The organism is Runella sp., from assembly GCF_027484545.1.
Lineage (GTDB): Bacteria > Bacteroidota > Bacteroidia > Cytophagales > Spirosomataceae > Runella.
On the sequence record NZ_JAIXST010000192.1, the window covers coordinates 1 to 16724 of the forward strand.

Sequence of the window (16724 nt, forward strand, 5' to 3'; positions counted from 1 at the left end):
ACGGAAGGCAATTATACGTAATTTATCCTTGGGGAGAAGGGGGATACCCCTTCTTTCTCAAAAATATTACTTCTCTTGCCCTCTTTAAAAGTTGCATTTACTCCTTGAATCTAAGTAATGATAAACTAAATACTCGAAAATTTCTGCTTGACTGCTTAAAAATACAACAAAAGCCACAGTATGAATCCAACTGTAGCTTTTAAGTGCTTGGACAAGAAAATCGTGCCTTTGCGGCGATTTATTAATAACGATTAACAGATAACAAGTGCGTGAGCACTTAAAGTCACGCAAGAACTGATTTTCTCAACCAACCATATACCCATGTGCCGGCAATAGCGCTTGCTAATGATACAATAACGGCTAAATAACCTGCTCCGATTTGTGCGTAGAGCGGTCCGGGACAGGCGCCCGTAATGGCCCATCCCAAGCCAAATAACAAGCCGCCATACACTTGCCCTTTGTGGAATTTTTTAGGGACCAAATGGACTTCTTCTCCGGCGAGCGTTTTGATATTGAATTTTTTGATGATAAATATTGAAATCATGCCGACGACAACGGCCGAGCCAATCACTCCGTACATGTGGAAACTGTGAAAACGGAACATTTCCTGAATGCGAAACCAAGAAATGATTTCTGCTTTAATAAATACGATTCCAAATAGTATGCCGACAATCAGGTATTTGCCAAGGGCCAATCCTGTTTCGGTTTGCGCCATCTCATTGGGAGCATCACATACGAATTCTTCGTCGGGGGCTAAAGCTATATTGTCTTGTGAATTTTTCATGGGTACAATTCTTTAAATTAAAAAAGCTTGAAAATCAGTGGCATCAGCAAATGGGTAGTGATAAAACCACCTGCCATAAAACAGCAGGTTGCAATCAACGAGGGAAGTTGCAAGTTAGACAATCCCATGATGGAGTGCCCAGAGGTACAGCCACCCGCCCAACGGGTTCCAAAACCTACCATGAAACCACCCAATACCATAAAAATGAGGCCTTTGACAGAAAGTATATTTTCAACGCCAAACAAATCAAGAGGCATTAATCCTGAGAAATCCTGCACACCGAGCGCTTTTAAATCGGCGACCGTTTGATCCGAAATAAGAATCGTGTTCGGATTTGCCAAAAAATGATTTGCCAGAAATCCTCCAATCAAGATTCCTGTGACAAACACTAAATTCCAGGTTTCTTTTTTCCAATTGTAGTTAAAGTATGGGATACCCGCAGGAAGGCAAGCGGCACAAATGTGCCGAAGCGATGAAGAAATCCCAAAAGATTTGTTGCCAATCAGCAACAATACCGGCACAGTGAAGCCCAGCAGTGGTCCGGCTACGTACCAGGGCCACGGTTTTTTGATTAGTTCAATGATTTCCATTCTTTAAACAGGGTTTTAATTACTATATACACAGGGTAACTATTGTAATACAAAATAAGTTGATTTTTTAGCTTAAACTTTGTTTCATTTTAGAATAGTATCAATTTCGGTACAATTTAATCTTAATAATGTAACGTTTGTCACCTTGTATACAAAAAAGGCTGCCTCATTGGTTGAGACAGCCTTTTTGTGTATTGAAAAGTCTATTACCGATTTGCAGTATTAGTAACTGTCATTTTGTTTCAAATAACCGGGTAAGTTTGACGCTCCGTCAACGGCCGTTTGCGGAATCGGGAAGAGACGTTTTTTAGGATCAGTGTTAGTTTTTTCTGTCCATGTACCTTCATACTTACCAAAGCGAATTAAGTCGGTACGGCGAATTGATTCCCAATAAAGTTCAAAGCCGCGCTCTCTTAATAGCAAATCAAGGGTCATGCTTGTCAGGGCAGGGGCAGGTGTACCTACCGCTGTACGCGAAGCACGAATGAAGTTTACATCAGCTAAAGCACTTGCGGCATCATTGCTCTTGCGAAGTTTTGCTTCGGCGCGCATCAAATACACATCGGCCAAACGTAATATTACAATGTCGGCATCGCCAAGGTTACGTCCTGACGACGATTTTTTGCTGAATTCATACTTCAACACGCGATAGCCTGTGTTATAATCGCTACCAGCTACGGTGTAGTTTACTTGCTCCGTAAAATTAACGGGCAAAGTCGGACGGTTGCGAGTCACATTGAAGAGTTTTCCTATTTTATAGTTAGTACCGCAGCGTACAAAAGCTCCGTTGACGCGAAGCAATCCAAACTGCGTTCCACGTAAGATACCGCGGTTCATTTCAAACTTATCAGCCGCAATACAAGAGTCAGCAGGTATTGTCCAGTTTTGTTTAAAAAAGCGTGGGTCAGTACCAGCAGGGTCTTTGGGTGTATAGGCTTGTGCCCACGACTGATAAAAATCAGGGGTAATGGCAGGGCCATCGGTACCGTTGGCAGCAGGGAAGGCGGGTAGTGGAAACTGGTCGCCCGACAATGAGAAGTAAGCCATACGATTGTGTCCGTTGAGTTCAGCACGTTGTTCGGCCACAAAAATCAATTCTTTGTTGCTGTTGTTGTCCGAATTGAAAAGTGAGAAATAATCGGCCGACAAGCGATACTGTCCCGAATTGATGATTTTGTCGCAGTACTCTGTCACTTTGTCCATGTCTTCGGGCTTAAACTGAATATTTGTGGCGTAACGATCGCGATAAACTCCAGCGTTAAGGTACAATCTGGCCAATAAACCCCAAGCAACACCTTTGGTAAAACGTCCTGGGCCAACAGTAGTCAACAAATCAGGTTCAACTGCCAAAAGTTCAGCTTTGAGATATTCAACGGCCTGTTCACCGCGTAAAATTTCAGAGATAGCTTGTGCGTCATCTTTGGCAAAAACCAATCCAAACAAATCTAAGAGCATTAAGTTGTAATAAGCTCTTATGCCGCGTGCTTCGGCAATGTAGGTTTTTGTGTTGGGGTCGTTGACAGTTGGTAAGGCATTAATGGCCGTAATAGCTCGCGAAATCCCCTGAGTAAGCAGCAACCATGTATTGCGAATGTTAGGGTCAGTGCTGGTAGAAGTATGTTGGTGCAAGGCAAGGTAAATTCCGTTGTCGCCCCAGTCAGTGCCACCACGATAGGGCAAAATCGCTTCGTCGGTCGAAATTTCCTGAATGGCAAAATATGTTGTATGTTGAAAAATACTGGGCAACAGTGCATACACGGGAGCAAGGTTTCCGTCGGCGGTCTGCTTTTCGGTCAAGCCTGTTACAGACGATTCGTCGAGTACAGTTTCTACGAGGTCTGTACAACTGTTGAGGGTAAGAAAACTGCAGCAAATAAGGGCAAATATGAATGTTTTTTTCATGTTCTTAGAAAGTTAAATTCAAGCTAAAAATGAATGAACGGGCCTTGGGATAGCTCAGGTAATCAATCCCGTATGATGAAATACCGTTGACGTTGCGGTCAGCAGCGTTTACTTCCGGATCGTAGCCGTTGTATTTAGTAATGAGCCACAAATTTTGACCGGTCACTGACAGACGTGCTCCTGAAATCCATTTGTTGATACCGATTTTCTTGGTATCCAGGTTGTAACCCAAAGTCAAGTTATTCAAACGGAAAAAGGCACCATCTTTTAGGAAGCGTGTCGAAACAGGCGCAGCGTTGTTGATAGACTCGTTTGGCTCACCTGCCGACTCTGCGATACCGTTCAGGTTTTTCACTAAACGAGCTTTGTAGAAGTACGCATTGGCAGTGTTGTCATAAAGTTTATTACCTGATACACCGTTAAAGTTGGCCGATAAATCAAAACCTTTGTACGAAACACTTCCATTCAAGTTGAATTGGCGTGTCGGTAACGCACTTCCTGCTGCGACACGGTCTTTGTCGGTGCCTCCTATACCGTCGCCATCTAAGTCGGCATATTTGCTTACGCCTTTATCGTCAATACCGATGTACTGACGCAAATAGAAAGTTCCGATTGGCTGCCCGTTTACATATCCGTTTACTGTTGCCGAAGTTAAACCCGGACCTGTTGCTGATCCTGATGTAATAACGGTATAGGGAGAATTATTTACTACGTTTTTGATAAACGTGATATTACCGCCGAGGTCGAAACGTAAGCCGCTCTTACCTACATAGCGGTAGTTAAGGTCTAATTCAAGCCCTTGGTTGGTAATCGTCATGTTTGGCACGTTGGTCCAATACGTTGAGGCAGGTTGGATAGGGTCAGAAGGGATAACTTCCAATAATATTTTGTTGGATACTTTGCGGAAATAATCAATTGTACCTGTCAAAGCACCTTTGAAGAGACCAAAATCAAGACCGATGTCAGTTTGAGTTGACAGTTCCCACTGAATATCAGGGTTGGCTAAACGAACATACGTTGTTCCCGCAGGGTAGTTGGTCGAACCATCCAATGGATAACTTGTTGTGGATGATGCACTTGAGGTAAAGAGTGCTTGGGTGATTTTAGAAGGAATTTCCTGGTTACCCGTTTGTCCCCAACCTGCACGAAGTTTCAAATCAGAGAAGGGACCCGATTGCATAAATGACTCTTCAGATAAACGCCATCCGGCCGAGAACGACGGAAATATTCCGTATTTGTTATTTGCTCCGAACTTGCTTGAGCCATCGGCACGCACAGTAGCAGTAAACAAATAACGGTTTTTGAAAGTATAGTTAAGACGAGAGAAAAACGACTGTAACTCGTTGATAACGGCAAAACCACCCGGACGGTTGGTTGCTAAAGCCAGTTCTTGTCCCAAACTTGGATTATTGGCCGGCTCAATCGGTGAGACTGCAAACTTGTTGACGCTCCAGTTTCTGCCATTCAATCTAAATTTCTGGTAAGAATGTCCCACTAATGCATTGAAACTGTGGTCGCCAAAGCTGTCGTTGAACGTGAAATAGTTTTCTATCAACACATTACGGTTATCTAAATACGTAGCATCCAATCGTCCGTCCTGTTGAGGTACGGTGCTTGGAAATACTTGTGCGTCGCGAGTTGAGCTTGAATTATCTACGCCAAGGTTAAGCTTGTAGGTCAGATTTTTAAAGATTTTGAACGAAGGCGAAATGCTTCCCACGATGCGGTTGATGGTGGTCACATCTTTGTTTAGGTCCAAAGCTAACACAGGGTTGGTAAAAGCTTGATAACGAGCCAATACACCGTTGGCATCACGAACGGGATAGGTAGGGTTAGCTGATAGTGCTGAACCAAGCACACTTTCGATAGGCGGACGGTTGTTGATGGTCTGTGAAGCCGTTAGGTTCATGTCTATTACCAGGCGGTCATCCATCAGTTTCTGCGAGGCATTGATACGACCTGTATAGCGTTTGAGCGAGCTGTTTTTCATCACCCCTTCTTGGTTTTGAACCCCTACCGAACCATAATAAGTCAGTTTCTCAGCTCCACCACTAAAGGATAAGTTGTGGTCTTGAGTAGTAGCTTGGCGAGTAATTTCACGCTGCCAATCGGTATCGGCCTTTAGGTCATCCACTGTACCTCCTACTGCGGCCACTTGTTTACGAAACTCATCGGCAGTAAACAACGGCAACGCTCTCGCTACGTTTGAAACACCAGTATTGGACGTAAGTGAGAGACTTCCTGTTCCAACTTTTCCTTTTTTGGTAGTGATCAAAACCACCCCGTTGGCACCCCGTGCTCCGTAAATAGCGGTGGCAGAAGCATCTTTAAGAACGTCGATAGCTTCGATGTCTTGCGGGTTAAGGAAGTTCATTGGGTTGGTTGCGCCACCCGTGCTTGAATTGTCAAGTGGGATACCATCAAGTACAAACAGAGGCGTACTTCCTGTACGTACTCCTCCGGGTCCACGAATGGTGATACTTTGACGACCGCCGGGCTCGCCACTTGCCGAGGTAACGTTTACCCCTGCTACGCGCCCTTGCAGAAGTTGCTCGGGCGAGTTAACAATCCCTCGGTTGAAGTCGGCAGCTTTAATGGTTTTGAGGGATCCCGTTGCGTCTTTTTTAGTCGTGGTTCCATAGCCGATTACCACTACCTGTGAGAGTTCCGAGGCCGAAGATTTGAGGGAAACTTCAATCGCAGTACGATTTCCTACTACAATTTCCTGCTTTTCAAACCCAATAAAACCGAATACCAATACCGCTTTTTCGTCAGTAACGGGGATGCTGAAATTTCCGTTGGCATCGGTGTTGGTTCCTTTTTGGGTACCTTTCAATACGACATTGGCGCCCACAAGTGCCTCTTTCGTAGAAGCATCAGTTACTCGTCCTTTAATGGTGATTTCCGCGGTGCGGGAATATACATTAGGAGCTGTAACCCACAGAATTGTGAATAAAAAAACGCTGAAAATTAATTTTAATGGGGGAGAACAGGAGAAGTGTCTCATATTTGAGGATTTTGTTTAAAAGTTTGCAGTAATAAAAGTGGGATAGTTGAAAATAAAAACAGAGGTAAATTTACATCAACCATTTCAGCCACAAAAGTGGGTATTAAACTGCACTCTAAGGAGAATTTTGAAATTATCAAATCTTTAAATTCTTCTATTTTAGAATAATTGGATTCCTAAAATAGAGCAAAGGATTTGAAGATCTTACGGTCAAATAATTGGTAGTCAGCAGTCTTTCGTTTGTCACCATTAACAAAATAGTCTGATGAAATGGACGGAAGGTTTGCTAATTATAAATAGAGAGTGGAAGGTCTTGATTTACAAACACAAAATGTTATACTACTATAGCAATACTTTTTCTATAAAAAATAATAAACCCTCGCGCCGAGCCTGATTTTTCGTGAGCGAGGGTCATAAATTTATTAGAAATAATGGCTACTTTTTCAGCGTAGTTGGGCAGGTATAATCGGTCAATTTAAATCGGCCTGTTTGCAAAATGGCTGCAAACCCTCCTGCTACATCTACCAGATTATCATAGCCGCGTGACTTTAGTATGGAAGCTGCTATCATGGAACGATAGCCACCGGCACAGTGAATATACATCGTCTGATTTTTCGGAAATTCGGCCATTAAATCGTTAATAGAATCAAGTGGAAGGTTTTTGGCACCGTCGATGTGTTCGGCAGTATATTCGCTTGGGCGACGTACGTCAATGACTAAAACGTTTTCTATTTTTTCAGCCAATTCTTCTGCCGAGATAGAAGTAATCGAATCGGTTTCCTGCCCTGCTTTTTTCCACGCTTCGATTCCGCCATCAAGGTAGCCAATGACGTTGTCGTAGCCTACACGTGCCAATCTAAGCACGGTTTCTTCTTCTTCACCCGATTCAGTTACGAGCAAGAGTTCCTGTTTGATGTCAGGAATTAGGGCACCAACCCATGGGGCGAAATCTCCTTTGAGCCCAATATTGATAGAATTTGGAATAAAGTCTTTGTTGAACACTTGGGCACTGCGCGTATCCAATACAACAGCTCCCGTTTCATTGGCGGCGGCCTCAAAGGCAGCAGGACTCAATGCTTTATCCCCACGCGCCATCACTACGTCGATACTTTCGTAGCCGTCCTTATTCATTTTGACGTTTTGTGGGAAATACTGAGGAGGCTTGGTCAAGCCATTCGTGACTTCCTTTATGAACTCCTCTTTGATCATATCTGCACGTAGGGCATAATTAAACATTTTTTGGTTGCCCAAGGTGTCCGTAGTTTCTTTGCTCATGTTTTTGCCGCAGGCAGAGCCCGCTCCGTGGGCGGGATAAACAATCACATCATTGGGTAAGGGCATGATTTTGCCGCGGAGCGAATCGTACAGATAACCCGCCAAATCATTGATGGTTAAATTTGACTTTTGGGCTAAATCGGGTCGGCCTACATCGCCAATGAACAGAGTATCGCCACTAAATAGGGCTGTTTCTTTGCCATTTTCATCCAAAAGTAGATAGCAGGTGGATTCCATGGTGTGTCCGGGTGTATGCAACACCCTGATTTTCACTTTTCCTAATTGAAATTCTTCGCCGTCAGTTGCAATATAAGCCTCAAAACCGGTTTTAGCATTAGGGCCAAAAACGATGGGCGCTCCCGTTTTTTCAGACAAATCTAAGTGGCCCGAGACAAAATCAGCGTGGAAGTGCGTTTCAAAAACGTACTTGATTTTTGCTCCGTCTTTGGTTGCTCTATCAATATAGGGACTCACCTCACGAAGGGGATCTATGACAGCTGCTTCTCCTTCGCTTCTGATGTAATACGCACCTTGTGCAAGGCATCCCGTATATATTTGTTCGATTTTCATAGCCACATTGCTTTTACCACTAAATCAAATTCAAGCAGACAGAGTTCCGTTTGGCGCTGAATTTACATCGAAGCGGCTTTCACCGTGGCGTCAAATATTCCCGTTAATACCTGCCCATTTCGCTTGATTTGCAGGAAAATACGGTATTGGCCCGGTTTGGGGAATGCATAGGGAAAGACGATACGATTTTCGTGTTTCATCCCTGCCATCTTTTGAGAATCCATTCCTGTCATGCTTGCCATCAATAAGCGATCACGGTCGGCAGGAGTCATTGCTTTCAGACTTGCTATGTAGCGGTCAATGCTGTCGCGAAAGACTTGGGTATTGGTAGGTAAACGATAAATGCGAGTTGTATCAGCAATACGGCTTTGCATTGATTGTTGGGCCGCCATTGAATACGTACCAACGGGGTGAAGGTGAATATAGACCGAACCATCCGATTTGATAATGGCAGCGTGTCCGTTCATGCCTAAATAAGGCTCCAGCTCGGCAGGTTTGCCGGCCGGGTCAAGTACTTCAAATGCCAGTTGATACGGTTTTCCTGCTTCAAAAGATACATCTGGTTTGCCTTCCCATACGATGGAAGAGCCATCTTTTAGTTTGGTTTTGGTACCGGGTTTACCGCAAATTACTACGTTTTCGTCTATCGGGATTTGTTTGGGATTATTCAGTGGATCCGTAACCACGTATGTATCTTCCGGGTCGGTTTTCAATAATGCATTGCCATAAACAGCAGGAATCTCAATGGTATCGGTAATGGTTTCCGTAAAGCCTGACCGTTGTACAATATCAGCATAAACAAGGTATTTACCGGCAGGAAGTTTGGGTAAATACGCTTCAAACGTGGTGGTGTCGCGGCGTTCGGGATGAAGGTGAGCAAACGCATCGAAGGTGTTTTGACGTACCAAAAACAAGTGCATCAACTTACCGTGGTCGGGAATAAGATAACTCAGCGTGGTACGTCTTTGCCGGCTTTGAACCAATTGCAGCGTGTCAATTTTTAACTGAAAAACGCGTTCGTTATTTTGATTCATAATTTTGCCGGTTCCTTGCAGAGGTTTGTACATAAACTGTCGATAGTCATCTGTCCAGTTGTTCCACCAACTGCTTCCACCGTACAAAATAGCTGTGCAGGCTACGGCCGCAATGCCCATATTTGTCCAGCGAGCGCGGCGTTGCTTGGGAGTAAGCGGAATACCTGCTTTGAGCAAGCCGTCGCTGGCACTGGCACCAATGGCAGTAATAAGCAGCACCACTAAAAGCAGTCCTAAAATACTGAGCAATACACCCAACCCCGCTGGCATTTCGCGTTGGGCAGTGGCAATGGCCACTAAAGGAACTACGATTTCACTTTTGCCCGAGTCACCGTCAAGGGTGATTTGGACACTCGTAGCCCCCCCTCCCATCAACCACACAATTCCCTGAAATTGACCTGTTTGGTTAGGGACAGACGCCAGAGGGTCGGCTGAAGGAGCACCTTCGTCGCCCGTGCGGAAATAAATAGGGCGAGCCATTACCGTTTTTACGTTACCGTTTTCTACATAAACAGTCACTTGGGCTGTTCCTGGAATCACATCAGGGGGTTGTAGGCTTACTAAGACGCGATAAGCACCTGCTTGACCTTGAAACAATACACCCGAACTGCCAATATGCGCAAAAGAAAAGGTCGAGGTAAGAATGTAAAGTGTTGAAAAAAGAAGTATTGTTTTTAATCTAAAAGACTCCATAGCAAAGGGTTTGCTGTTTAGGGTTTACGATTTGGGTCGAATTCACTGTTGACTATGAACTGCCAACTATCGTTGTATTTTACGCATCCATTTTCCCCACGCCAGTCCAATCCGTGATGAAACATAACCAAACCCTAAAGCATAAGCGATACCAATGCTGAAATCAGTCGCGCTTTGAAGCATCCAAGGGGCAAATTTAAAGCGGTATTCCCAATTCGGGTCGTTGCCGAAATAAGAGTAATGACTACCAAAAATCCAATTGCGAGAATATGGCGATTCGCGTAAAAATTCGCCAAAAGGCCATTGAACCGCCAATATTAAAATCACAAAAACAACACTCATAATGGCTGCCATCCACCAATCGTTCAAAATAGGATAACGGTTTAAAAGCCAATCCATCGCCATTGCAGGGACAATCAACCACAGCGGAAAGGCAAAGCCCTGGTAGTGGTCAATGTGATTCCAAATAGGTCCTAACTTAGGTTCAGCAGGAAATAATGGAATAATCCAAAGCGTAAGGCACATCAAGGCCATATAGACACCCGTAACGGAAGTAATGCTCCAGCGCCCGCCTGCACCGCGACCGAAGGCCAATAAAAATAGAGGGAATGCCATGGCTGTCACTTTGTAAAAGCTTGAATTATGCATTTCCCAGCTGCCCATTTCCTCGGAAAGTAGTGTGTACCACATCGTCATCAAAAACCCACCTGAAAGCGCAAAAAGAACATTAAGGCGACGAAGACGGCGTTTGGTAAACTCATTGCTGAAAGGCTGACTTGCTATTTGGTTTTTAGCAGAAAGTACACTGACAATGGCTCCAAACTGCACACCGATAATTCCCAATGCCAAAACCGTATGTGGTGGTGAAAGGATTTGAACGTCAAGGCCATACGTATTGTGCCACCAATCATCAAACGGAGCGGAAGTAAGCATCATTAATGCGCCCCAAATGCAAAACAGGGCACCAAGGGAACTATAAAAAAAGCCCCATACCTTGACGCTCTGCGCTTTTTGGATGGCGTTACCTTTGAAAGTAGTGTACAATACCTGAAATCCCGAAAAGAGTCCTGATACGACAGCACCTACATAAATCACCGAGTGTGGTGGTGAAAAAAGGCCATCGCGCCCGATACTTGTATGCCAACATATATCCCATATAAGGCCTACAATAACGCAAAATGAGGAGAAAACTACCGCATAGAGATACGGCGGAATGCCGAGTAAAAAATCGCTGGTTGAAACTCGGTTGTAATCAGATGAATCCTCCAAAGAGGGAGAAAACGAATTTGCCATAACGGATTGGTTTTAGGGTTGTTGATAAGTGCTTATTCAATACATATATTCATAACTGAACGGGCTATTAAAAGTAATAAAAACCCAAGACAATCCAAACTTACTATTCCCCCATCCAGTTGCGAAATTCCCCCGCTTTGTCGCGACTGATGAATACATCTTCTGCTGCAAAAGGCTTGAGGTCGAGTTTGAGGCGGCTATTAAAATGAAGATGGACTTTATCAACCGATTTAGCGCAAAGAATAATTTGGCGGTTGGCCCGAAAAAAATGTTTGGGATTGAGCAGACATTCCAACTCGTCCAAGGTATAATCTACCACATACGAGCGCTCGTCCCACGTTTTAACAAAACTTAGTCGTTCCTGACTATAAAAATAGGCGATTTCTTCTATCTCAATAGGCACAAGCCGGGAGCCCTGTTTGAGTAAAAATCGCTCACGGTATTCGGAAGAAAACGTTTTTGTTTGTTTTATGAGTGACACAAGTTCATTGATATTCACTTGGTTGTCGGTGGTGCCATAGACTTTTTTCAATTCCCGAAACTTATTCAGACTGCGTCGCAGCGCCTCTTCATCAATGGGTTTAAGAAGATAATCAATGCTGTTGACTCGAAAAGCCTGTATGGCATATTCGTTGTAAGCAGTTGTAAATATGACAGGACTTTTGACTTCTATTTGGTTGAAAATCTCAAAACTTTGCCCGTCAACCAATTCAATATCCATCAGCATCAAATCAGGGCGTTCGTTGGTACGCAGCCATTGTACCGATGCTTCCACACTGTCGAGCATCGTTAATACTTGAATGTTTTCGTCGCACTCCTGCACCATTGCTTTCAACTGCCGCGCAGCCAATGCTTCATCTTCAATAATGATTACTTTCATTTTTTGCTGATGTATTAATTTTTAACCTTGGCCTCTTTTATTCCCTATTCTCCAATGAGCGGAACCCTCACTTCGAAAATGTCTTCTTTTTCATAAATCTGCACGTGAGGTTGTCGCAGTAATGCGTATTTTGAAGCAATATTCATCAATCCTTTTTTGCTGGAAGGCATTGAGTTATTGGGCTTGCATTGCAAATTGTTTTGAATGACAAGGTTGCCATCAATAGTTGTGAAAATCTTAATGTTCAGAGGTTTGGAAGTAGATACTACGTTGTGTTTTACGGCGTTTTCTACCAATAGCTGTAGAGTCAACGGAGGAATTTGGGTGTGGCGGAAGATAGGGTTAACGTTTACCTCCAACAAAATCCCGTCTTCAAAACGGGTTTTGAGCAATCCAAAATAAGCGTGGGTGAATTCCAACTCTTTTTCGAGCGAAATGAGCTGTTGCTCATTGCTTTGTAACAAATACCGATATACCTGTGACAAATCACCAATGAAGCGAACCGCGGTTTTATTTTCGTTGGACTTGACAAGCGCCTGAAGCGTATTGAGGCTGTTAAATAAAAAATGCGGCTGGACTTGGTTTTTTAACGAATCCAACTGCATTTCCAAATTGGCACGACTGAGTTCTTCGGTTTGACGTTTGCTGATGAGCCATTGCCTGAAAAAATAACGACTCTCGTAAACGGCAAAAATAATGGCTAGGTAGAACAAATTCAGTCCCACCATAAACAAGGTTTCGGAGTGAAACCAATCAAATTTGGGATCATTGTTGTAGACAAAATAGTCGAAGAAAAGCAACCGTTGTATGACCAAAACGACCACCGCTGGAAGACTGAGTATGCCCAAAGTAATAAGGCGTTGGCGTATTTTTTCGATTCCGGGATACCTTTGACGAACCCCGATAATCATCCAACGACCCACAAACCAAGATAAATACACGGAGATTAAGGCCGCAACTAAGAATTTAGCAGCCGTAAAGTTGTCTTCGCAAAGAGTTGGCAGATTAAAAAAAACGGTAGCTACCGCCCAAAGAATAAAGGGACCGATAAACAGCAGTCTTTTGTCATTGAGGGTTACGTTCATTGTTGATGCCAAAACAGTTGATAACAAAAATAAACGTATAGTTAGTAAATGGGAAATTGCCTGTGCGTGAAAGCACTAAATTGAGAACTGAATCGTCGTAAAATGAAATCAAAGGGTTATATAACAGGCCGAGTTCGGGGACAACGTTCGGGTGTTTTCTTACAACAAATCAAATCTCCTTCTTTGCATTTCGAAACAGATGACTTCATGGGGGCTTTGCTAAGCATTGATTTTAAGGACAAAGACTCTGAACTCAAACTGCAACTGCTGATAAAAAGCACATTGAGGAATAGAAGGCTGCGGCGCCAAGGTAGTTTTTTGAGCATGACTGTAGCGTTATTGGACGATCCGCCGTGGCGGTTGTAAGAAACTTATATATAAACGTACATCCGGAGGCCAAAATTACATCAATGCACTAATAATTCAATAGCCGTAGCAATAAATCCCTATTGAGTCAGTTCAAGCATTTTCAGAAAATCAAAGGCAGTGTCATAAAACGAGTGTTTTTTGAGGAGCGCTCCTATTTCCTTTTCAATAGCGTGATTGTCGGCAATATTGGAGAAATAAGCAAAAAGGTAGTTTTTTGAAGGAACTAACAATACACCATTGCTAAATCCGCAACTGCTGCCGGTATGGTAAATGGCCAATGGATTTTGGGCATCCTGCGCGTAAAACCATCCTAACCCATATCGGCCCTGTACGTTTTTAGGAAGCAAAATGTGTACCTTTTTTAATTCTTCTTCTAAATTCAGTAACTGATGGGTACGTATAGCATTATACCATTTTTGGTAATCTTTCAGGGATGTATAAACGCAACCGTCGCCTTTGGTGGCGCTTGTAACGCTTTGGTCTGAATCTTTCAATATACCTTCTTTCGTACGGGCAAAACCCATTGCACGATGCGGAATTGTTGCATTGGCTTCATAGATGCGCGTATCGGTCATTTTCAGGGGTTTAAAAATGTGTTCGGTTATGAAATGAATGTAAGACTGTCCCGAAGCTTTTTCAACAATTTGCTCTAATAAACAAAACCCTGAATTGCTGTATTTGAAGGTGCTTCCTGGTTCAAAATACGTTTTGGATTGTGAACGAAGCAGTGCCAAAACGTCATTGTCAAGAAGTTGAGTTTTTTGGGAGGCAGGGATAAGGTCTTCATAATCCCACACTCCTGATGAATGAGTAAGCAGATGCCTTATTTTAATTTTTTTGCCAACAACCGGAGAAAAATCAGAAAAGAATTTTAGCAAATTGTCTTCATAGGAAATTTTACCCTGCTTTACCAAAAGTAAAATACACATAGCCGTAAACTGCTTGGAGACCGAAGCCATTCGGAAAGTAGTTTGGGGAGTAATCGCTTCTTTAGTCGTGACATTGGCGAATCCAAACCCTTTTTGATACAACATTTTCCCATCTTTGATAATCATGACAGCAATCCCCGCTTGTGTAGATTTATATTGCTCACTTAGGAGCGCATCCAAGTCTTTTTCTAATTGCATTTGCGAACAAGCGATAAAAGGAAAAAATAATGCCCAAAAAGTGGCAATGTTAAGTAAACGCATGGTATGATGCTGCTTAATGTAAGTACTATGGATGAAATCGAAAAATAACATTTTTTGGTTGAAATTTACCATTTTACCTTAAACCTTTCCTTACTTCATGAATTCTCCTTCCAACCTTCGTTATGCGTGGTATGTAGTAGCGGTATTGATGTTAGCCTATATCTCGTCGTTTATTGACCGTCAGGTGCTTACTCTGCTCGTCAAGCCACTCAAACGAGATTTTGGTGTAACAGATACCCAAGTCGGGTTACTTATCGGTTTCAGTTTTGCCATTTTCTACACTTTTTTAGGAATCCCTATCGGTCGAATGGCTGATCGCAAAAGTCGGAAGCAGATTATTGTGTATGGAATTGCCATTTGGAGTTTAATGACGGCACTGTGCGGTATAACGGGAACTTATAACCAACTTTTTCTGGCCCGTATTGGAGTTGGAATTGGCGAAGCGGCCCTTTCGCCCGCAGCTTATTCGCTCATCACCGATTTGTTTCCGCGTCATAAACTCGGTACTGCCTTGGGCGTATATAACGTAGGTGTATATCTTGGGTCGGGGCTGTCTATCTTGTTGGTGGCACTAATTCTTAAATTAATTAGTGTAGAAGGGACGTGGACGCTTCCGTTTTTTGGGGAAATTTTTCCTTGGCAAAGCGTCTTCTTCATCGTAGGTGTACCGGGTTTATTGATTGTGGCACTGATTGCACTGACCATACGTGAACCTGAGCGCAAAAATCTGCAAAAAACAGCTATCACTTTTCAGCAGATAAACGTTTATTACTCCGCTAACCGCAAAGCCATTTTGTGTCTGTTTTTTGGAATTGCCTTTATGGCATTCGGTTCGTATGCTACCACTTCATGGACCCCAACGCTGTTAGTACGCCATTATGGATTGTCCGAATCGCAGGCAGGCTTATTGTTGGGTGGAATTGTTACCGTGTTTGCTACAGGTGGAGTCATTTTTGGCGGACGCTACGGTGACCGACTCACCAAACAGGGGTATCCCGACGCCAAAATGCGGGTCGGATTTATCGGTATGTCGGGTGGAGTTATTATCGCACTTCTTATCCTTCTCCTTTTTACCCTGACAAGTGCACCGCTGAAAGTATTTGTTGTGCTTTTGGCCTTGAGTTCTTTTGTTACTTCTATTCCTTACGGGGCGGCAACGGCGGCGGTTCAAGAGATGATTCCCGCTCCCATGCGGGCTACTTTTTCGGCTTTATTTTTATTTGTAGTCAATCTGTTAGGTTTAGGCGGCGGGCCGCTGATGGTAGGGTTTCTTAACGATAAACTCTTTCATGATCCCAATCAAGTACATTTATCGTTTGCCATTACCTTGGTATTCGCCTTTGGATTGTCGTGTTTGTTATTATTCAGCGGTTTGAAGGCATTTATTCAAAGCACTGAAAATGCAAGGCTGGAGATGGAAGAGTAGTTTAGGGCTTCTAAAACAACATCTAATCCGTTTTACTTAAACCGCTTTACCAAAACATAAAATCATTGCCGCAAGCGCATAATGATAAATGTCCGTAGGGTTGAAAGGCAGGTGATTGGTTGCTACTTTAGTGGCCAATCCAATCATCATAACTCCAATCACAATCCAAATGGCTTTTTGGTATTTTCTTAATAATCCATAGACGGCTATCAACATAACCAACAGCATGGTTAATGCCTGCACTACGGAGTCGAAAACTTGGAAAGCAGGATATAATAAAGTAACAAACAGAATAAGCCCAACGGCAATAGTTAAGATGACTGTAGAGCGTGAAAAGCTTTGACGCATTACCAGTCCCCAGATCGCGGCTACTACAGAAGCCAAACCAACACTTCCTGCCAATGTGCTTAGGGAGCGATGTGTGTCAATGAGTTGTTGGAAGCCTAAGAAACGAAAAACCCCTGCTGCTGCCGCTAAGGCAGTTGTTACTAAAAATATTCCCCAAAGAATTCGATTGTAATAAGGAAGACGTGCAAAAAAACGAAAAAAAACGACGATACAGACAGTTGCTAAAACAGCATCAGAAATGGCGTTGGAAAATTGAATCATAAGTAAGAAGGGTGTTA

The 16724-nt window shown here is 43.3% G+C and carries 13 protein-coding genes; 2 read left to right on the forward strand and 11 right to left on the reverse strand.

Annotation, left to right across the window (positions count from 1 at the left end):
* Positions 1 to 283 precede the first annotated feature (283 nt).
* The 9 genes from Q0081_RS17765 to Q0081_RS17805 form a co-directional block, all read right to left on the reverse strand.
* Positions 284 to 784, reverse strand: coding sequence for a DUF6691 family protein (locus Q0081_RS17765; protein ID WP_298356135.1), 501 nt, complete (start codon positions 782 to 784; stop codon positions 284 to 286).
* A 17-nt stretch (positions 785 to 801) separates the two neighbouring features.
* Complete coding sequence (locus Q0081_RS17770) at positions 802 to 1374, reverse strand: YeeE/YedE family protein (RefSeq protein WP_298356138.1); 573 nt, start codon at positions 1372 to 1374, stop codon at positions 802 to 804.
* 222 nt (positions 1375 to 1596) lie between these two features.
* Positions 1597 to 3276, reverse strand: coding sequence for a RagB/SusD family nutrient uptake outer membrane protein (locus tag Q0081_RS17775; RefSeq protein ID WP_298356141.1), 1680 nt, complete (start codon positions 3274 to 3276; stop codon positions 1597 to 1599).
* A gap of 4 nt (positions 3277 to 3280) precedes the next feature.
* The gene (locus tag Q0081_RS17780) at positions 3281 to 6283 is read right to left on the reverse strand and encodes a TonB-dependent receptor (protein WP_298356145.1); all 3003 of its coding nucleotides are present in this window, start codon (positions 6281 to 6283) and stop codon (positions 3281 to 3283) included.
* Between the two features lie 435 nt (positions 6284 to 6718).
* Positions 6719 to 8128 (reverse strand): rhodanese-like domain-containing protein, encoded by a 1410-nt coding sequence (locus Q0081_RS17785; RefSeq protein ID WP_298356148.1) that lies wholly within the window; start codon positions 8126 to 8128, stop codon positions 6719 to 6721.
* A gap of 62 nt (positions 8129 to 8190) precedes the next feature.
* Entirely contained in the window at positions 8191 to 9855 is a 1665-nt protein-coding gene (locus Q0081_RS17790) for a hypothetical protein (protein WP_298356151.1), read from the reverse strand.
* A 66-nt stretch (positions 9856 to 9921) separates the two neighbouring features.
* On the reverse strand, positions 9922 to 11148 hold the full coding sequence (locus Q0081_RS17795; protein WP_298356154.1) for a hypothetical protein: 1227 nt from the start codon (positions 11146 to 11148) through the stop codon (positions 9922 to 9924).
* 103 nt (positions 11149 to 11251) lie between these two features.
* Complete coding sequence (locus Q0081_RS17800; RefSeq protein ID WP_298356157.1) at positions 11252 to 12028, reverse strand: LytTR family DNA-binding domain-containing protein; 777 nt, start codon at positions 12026 to 12028, stop codon at positions 11252 to 11254.
* Positions 12029 to 12072: 44 nt separating this feature from the next.
* On the reverse strand, positions 12073 to 13113 hold the full coding sequence (locus Q0081_RS17805; protein ID WP_298356159.1) for a sensor histidine kinase: 1041 nt from the start codon (positions 13111 to 13113) through the stop codon (positions 12073 to 12075).
* A gap of 102 nt (positions 13114 to 13215) precedes the next feature.
* Between Q0081_RS17805 and Q0081_RS17810 the strand changes: the two genes are divergently transcribed.
* Positions 13216 to 13479: a hypothetical protein gene (locus tag Q0081_RS17810; RefSeq protein ID WP_298356162.1), complete on the forward strand. Its 264-nt coding sequence runs from the start codon at positions 13216 to 13218 to the stop codon at positions 13477 to 13479.
* An 80-nt stretch (positions 13480 to 13559) separates the two neighbouring features.
* Here the strand turns inward: Q0081_RS17810 and Q0081_RS17815 are convergent, their stop codons facing one another.
* Positions 13560 to 14672, reverse strand: coding sequence for a serine hydrolase (locus Q0081_RS17815; RefSeq protein ID WP_298356165.1), 1113 nt, complete (start codon positions 14670 to 14672; stop codon positions 13560 to 13562).
* A 97-nt stretch (positions 14673 to 14769) separates the two neighbouring features.
* On the opposite strand from Q0081_RS17815, the gene Q0081_RS17820 reads away from it, so the two are divergent.
* Positions 14770 to 16098, forward strand: a complete 1329-nt coding sequence (locus Q0081_RS17820) for an MFS transporter (RefSeq protein ID WP_298356168.1) — start codon at positions 14770 to 14772, stop codon at positions 16096 to 16098.
* A gap of 36 nt (positions 16099 to 16134) precedes the next feature.
* Here Q0081_RS17820 and Q0081_RS17825 read toward each other — a convergent pair whose 3' ends face one another.
* Entirely contained in the window at positions 16135 to 16707 is a 573-nt protein-coding gene (locus tag Q0081_RS17825; protein ID WP_298356170.1) for a DUF6962 family protein, read from the reverse strand.
* Positions 16708 to 16724 lie beyond the last annotated feature (17 nt).

Bases quoted from the DNA above. Each gene is read 5' to 3' on its own strand.
- Q0081_RS17805 (WP_298356159.1), bottom strand. From the start codon at position 13,113: ATGAACGTAACCCTCAATGACAAAAGACTGCTGTTTATCGGTCCCTTT.
- Q0081_RS17780 (WP_298356145.1), bottom strand. From the start codon at position 6,283: ATGAGACACTTCTCCTGTTCTCCCCCATTAAAATTAATTTTCAGCGTT.
- Q0081_RS17785 (WP_298356148.1), bottom strand. From the start codon at position 8,128: ATGAAAATCGAACAAATATATACGGGATGCCTTGCACAAGGTGCGTAT.
- Q0081_RS17775 (WP_298356141.1), bottom strand. From the start codon at position 3,276: ATGAAAAAAACATTCATATTTGCCCTTATTTGCTGCAGTTTTCTTACC.
- Q0081_RS17825 (WP_298356170.1), bottom strand. From the start codon at position 16,707: ATGATTCAATTTTCCAACGCCATTTCTGATGCTGTTTTAGCAACTGTC.
- Q0081_RS17795 (WP_298356154.1), bottom strand. From the start codon at position 11,148: ATGGCAAATTCGTTTTCTCCCTCTTTGGAGGATTCATCTGATTACAAC.
- Q0081_RS17790 (WP_298356151.1), bottom strand. From the start codon at position 9,855: ATGGAGTCTTTTAGATTAAAAACAATACTTCTTTTTTCAACACTTTAC.
- Q0081_RS17770 (WP_298356138.1), bottom strand. From the start codon at position 1,374: ATGGAAATCATTGAACTAATCAAAAAACCGTGGCCCTGGTACGTAGCC.
- Q0081_RS17810 (WP_298356162.1), top strand. From the start codon at position 13,216: ATGAAATCAAAGGGTTATATAACAGGCCGAGTTCGGGGACAACGTTCG.
- Q0081_RS17820 (WP_298356168.1), top strand. From the start codon at position 14,770: ATGAATTCTCCTTCCAACCTTCGTTATGCGTGGTATGTAGTAGCGGTA.
- Q0081_RS17815 (WP_298356165.1), bottom strand. From the start codon at position 14,672: ATGCGTTTACTTAACATTGCCACTTTTTGGGCATTATTTTTTCCTTTT.
- Q0081_RS17765 (WP_298356135.1), bottom strand. From the start codon at position 784: ATGAAAAATTCACAAGACAATATAGCTTTAGCCCCCGACGAAGAATTC.
- Q0081_RS17800 (WP_298356157.1), bottom strand. From the start codon at position 12,028: ATGAAAGTAATCATTATTGAAGATGAAGCATTGGCTGCGCGGCAGTTG.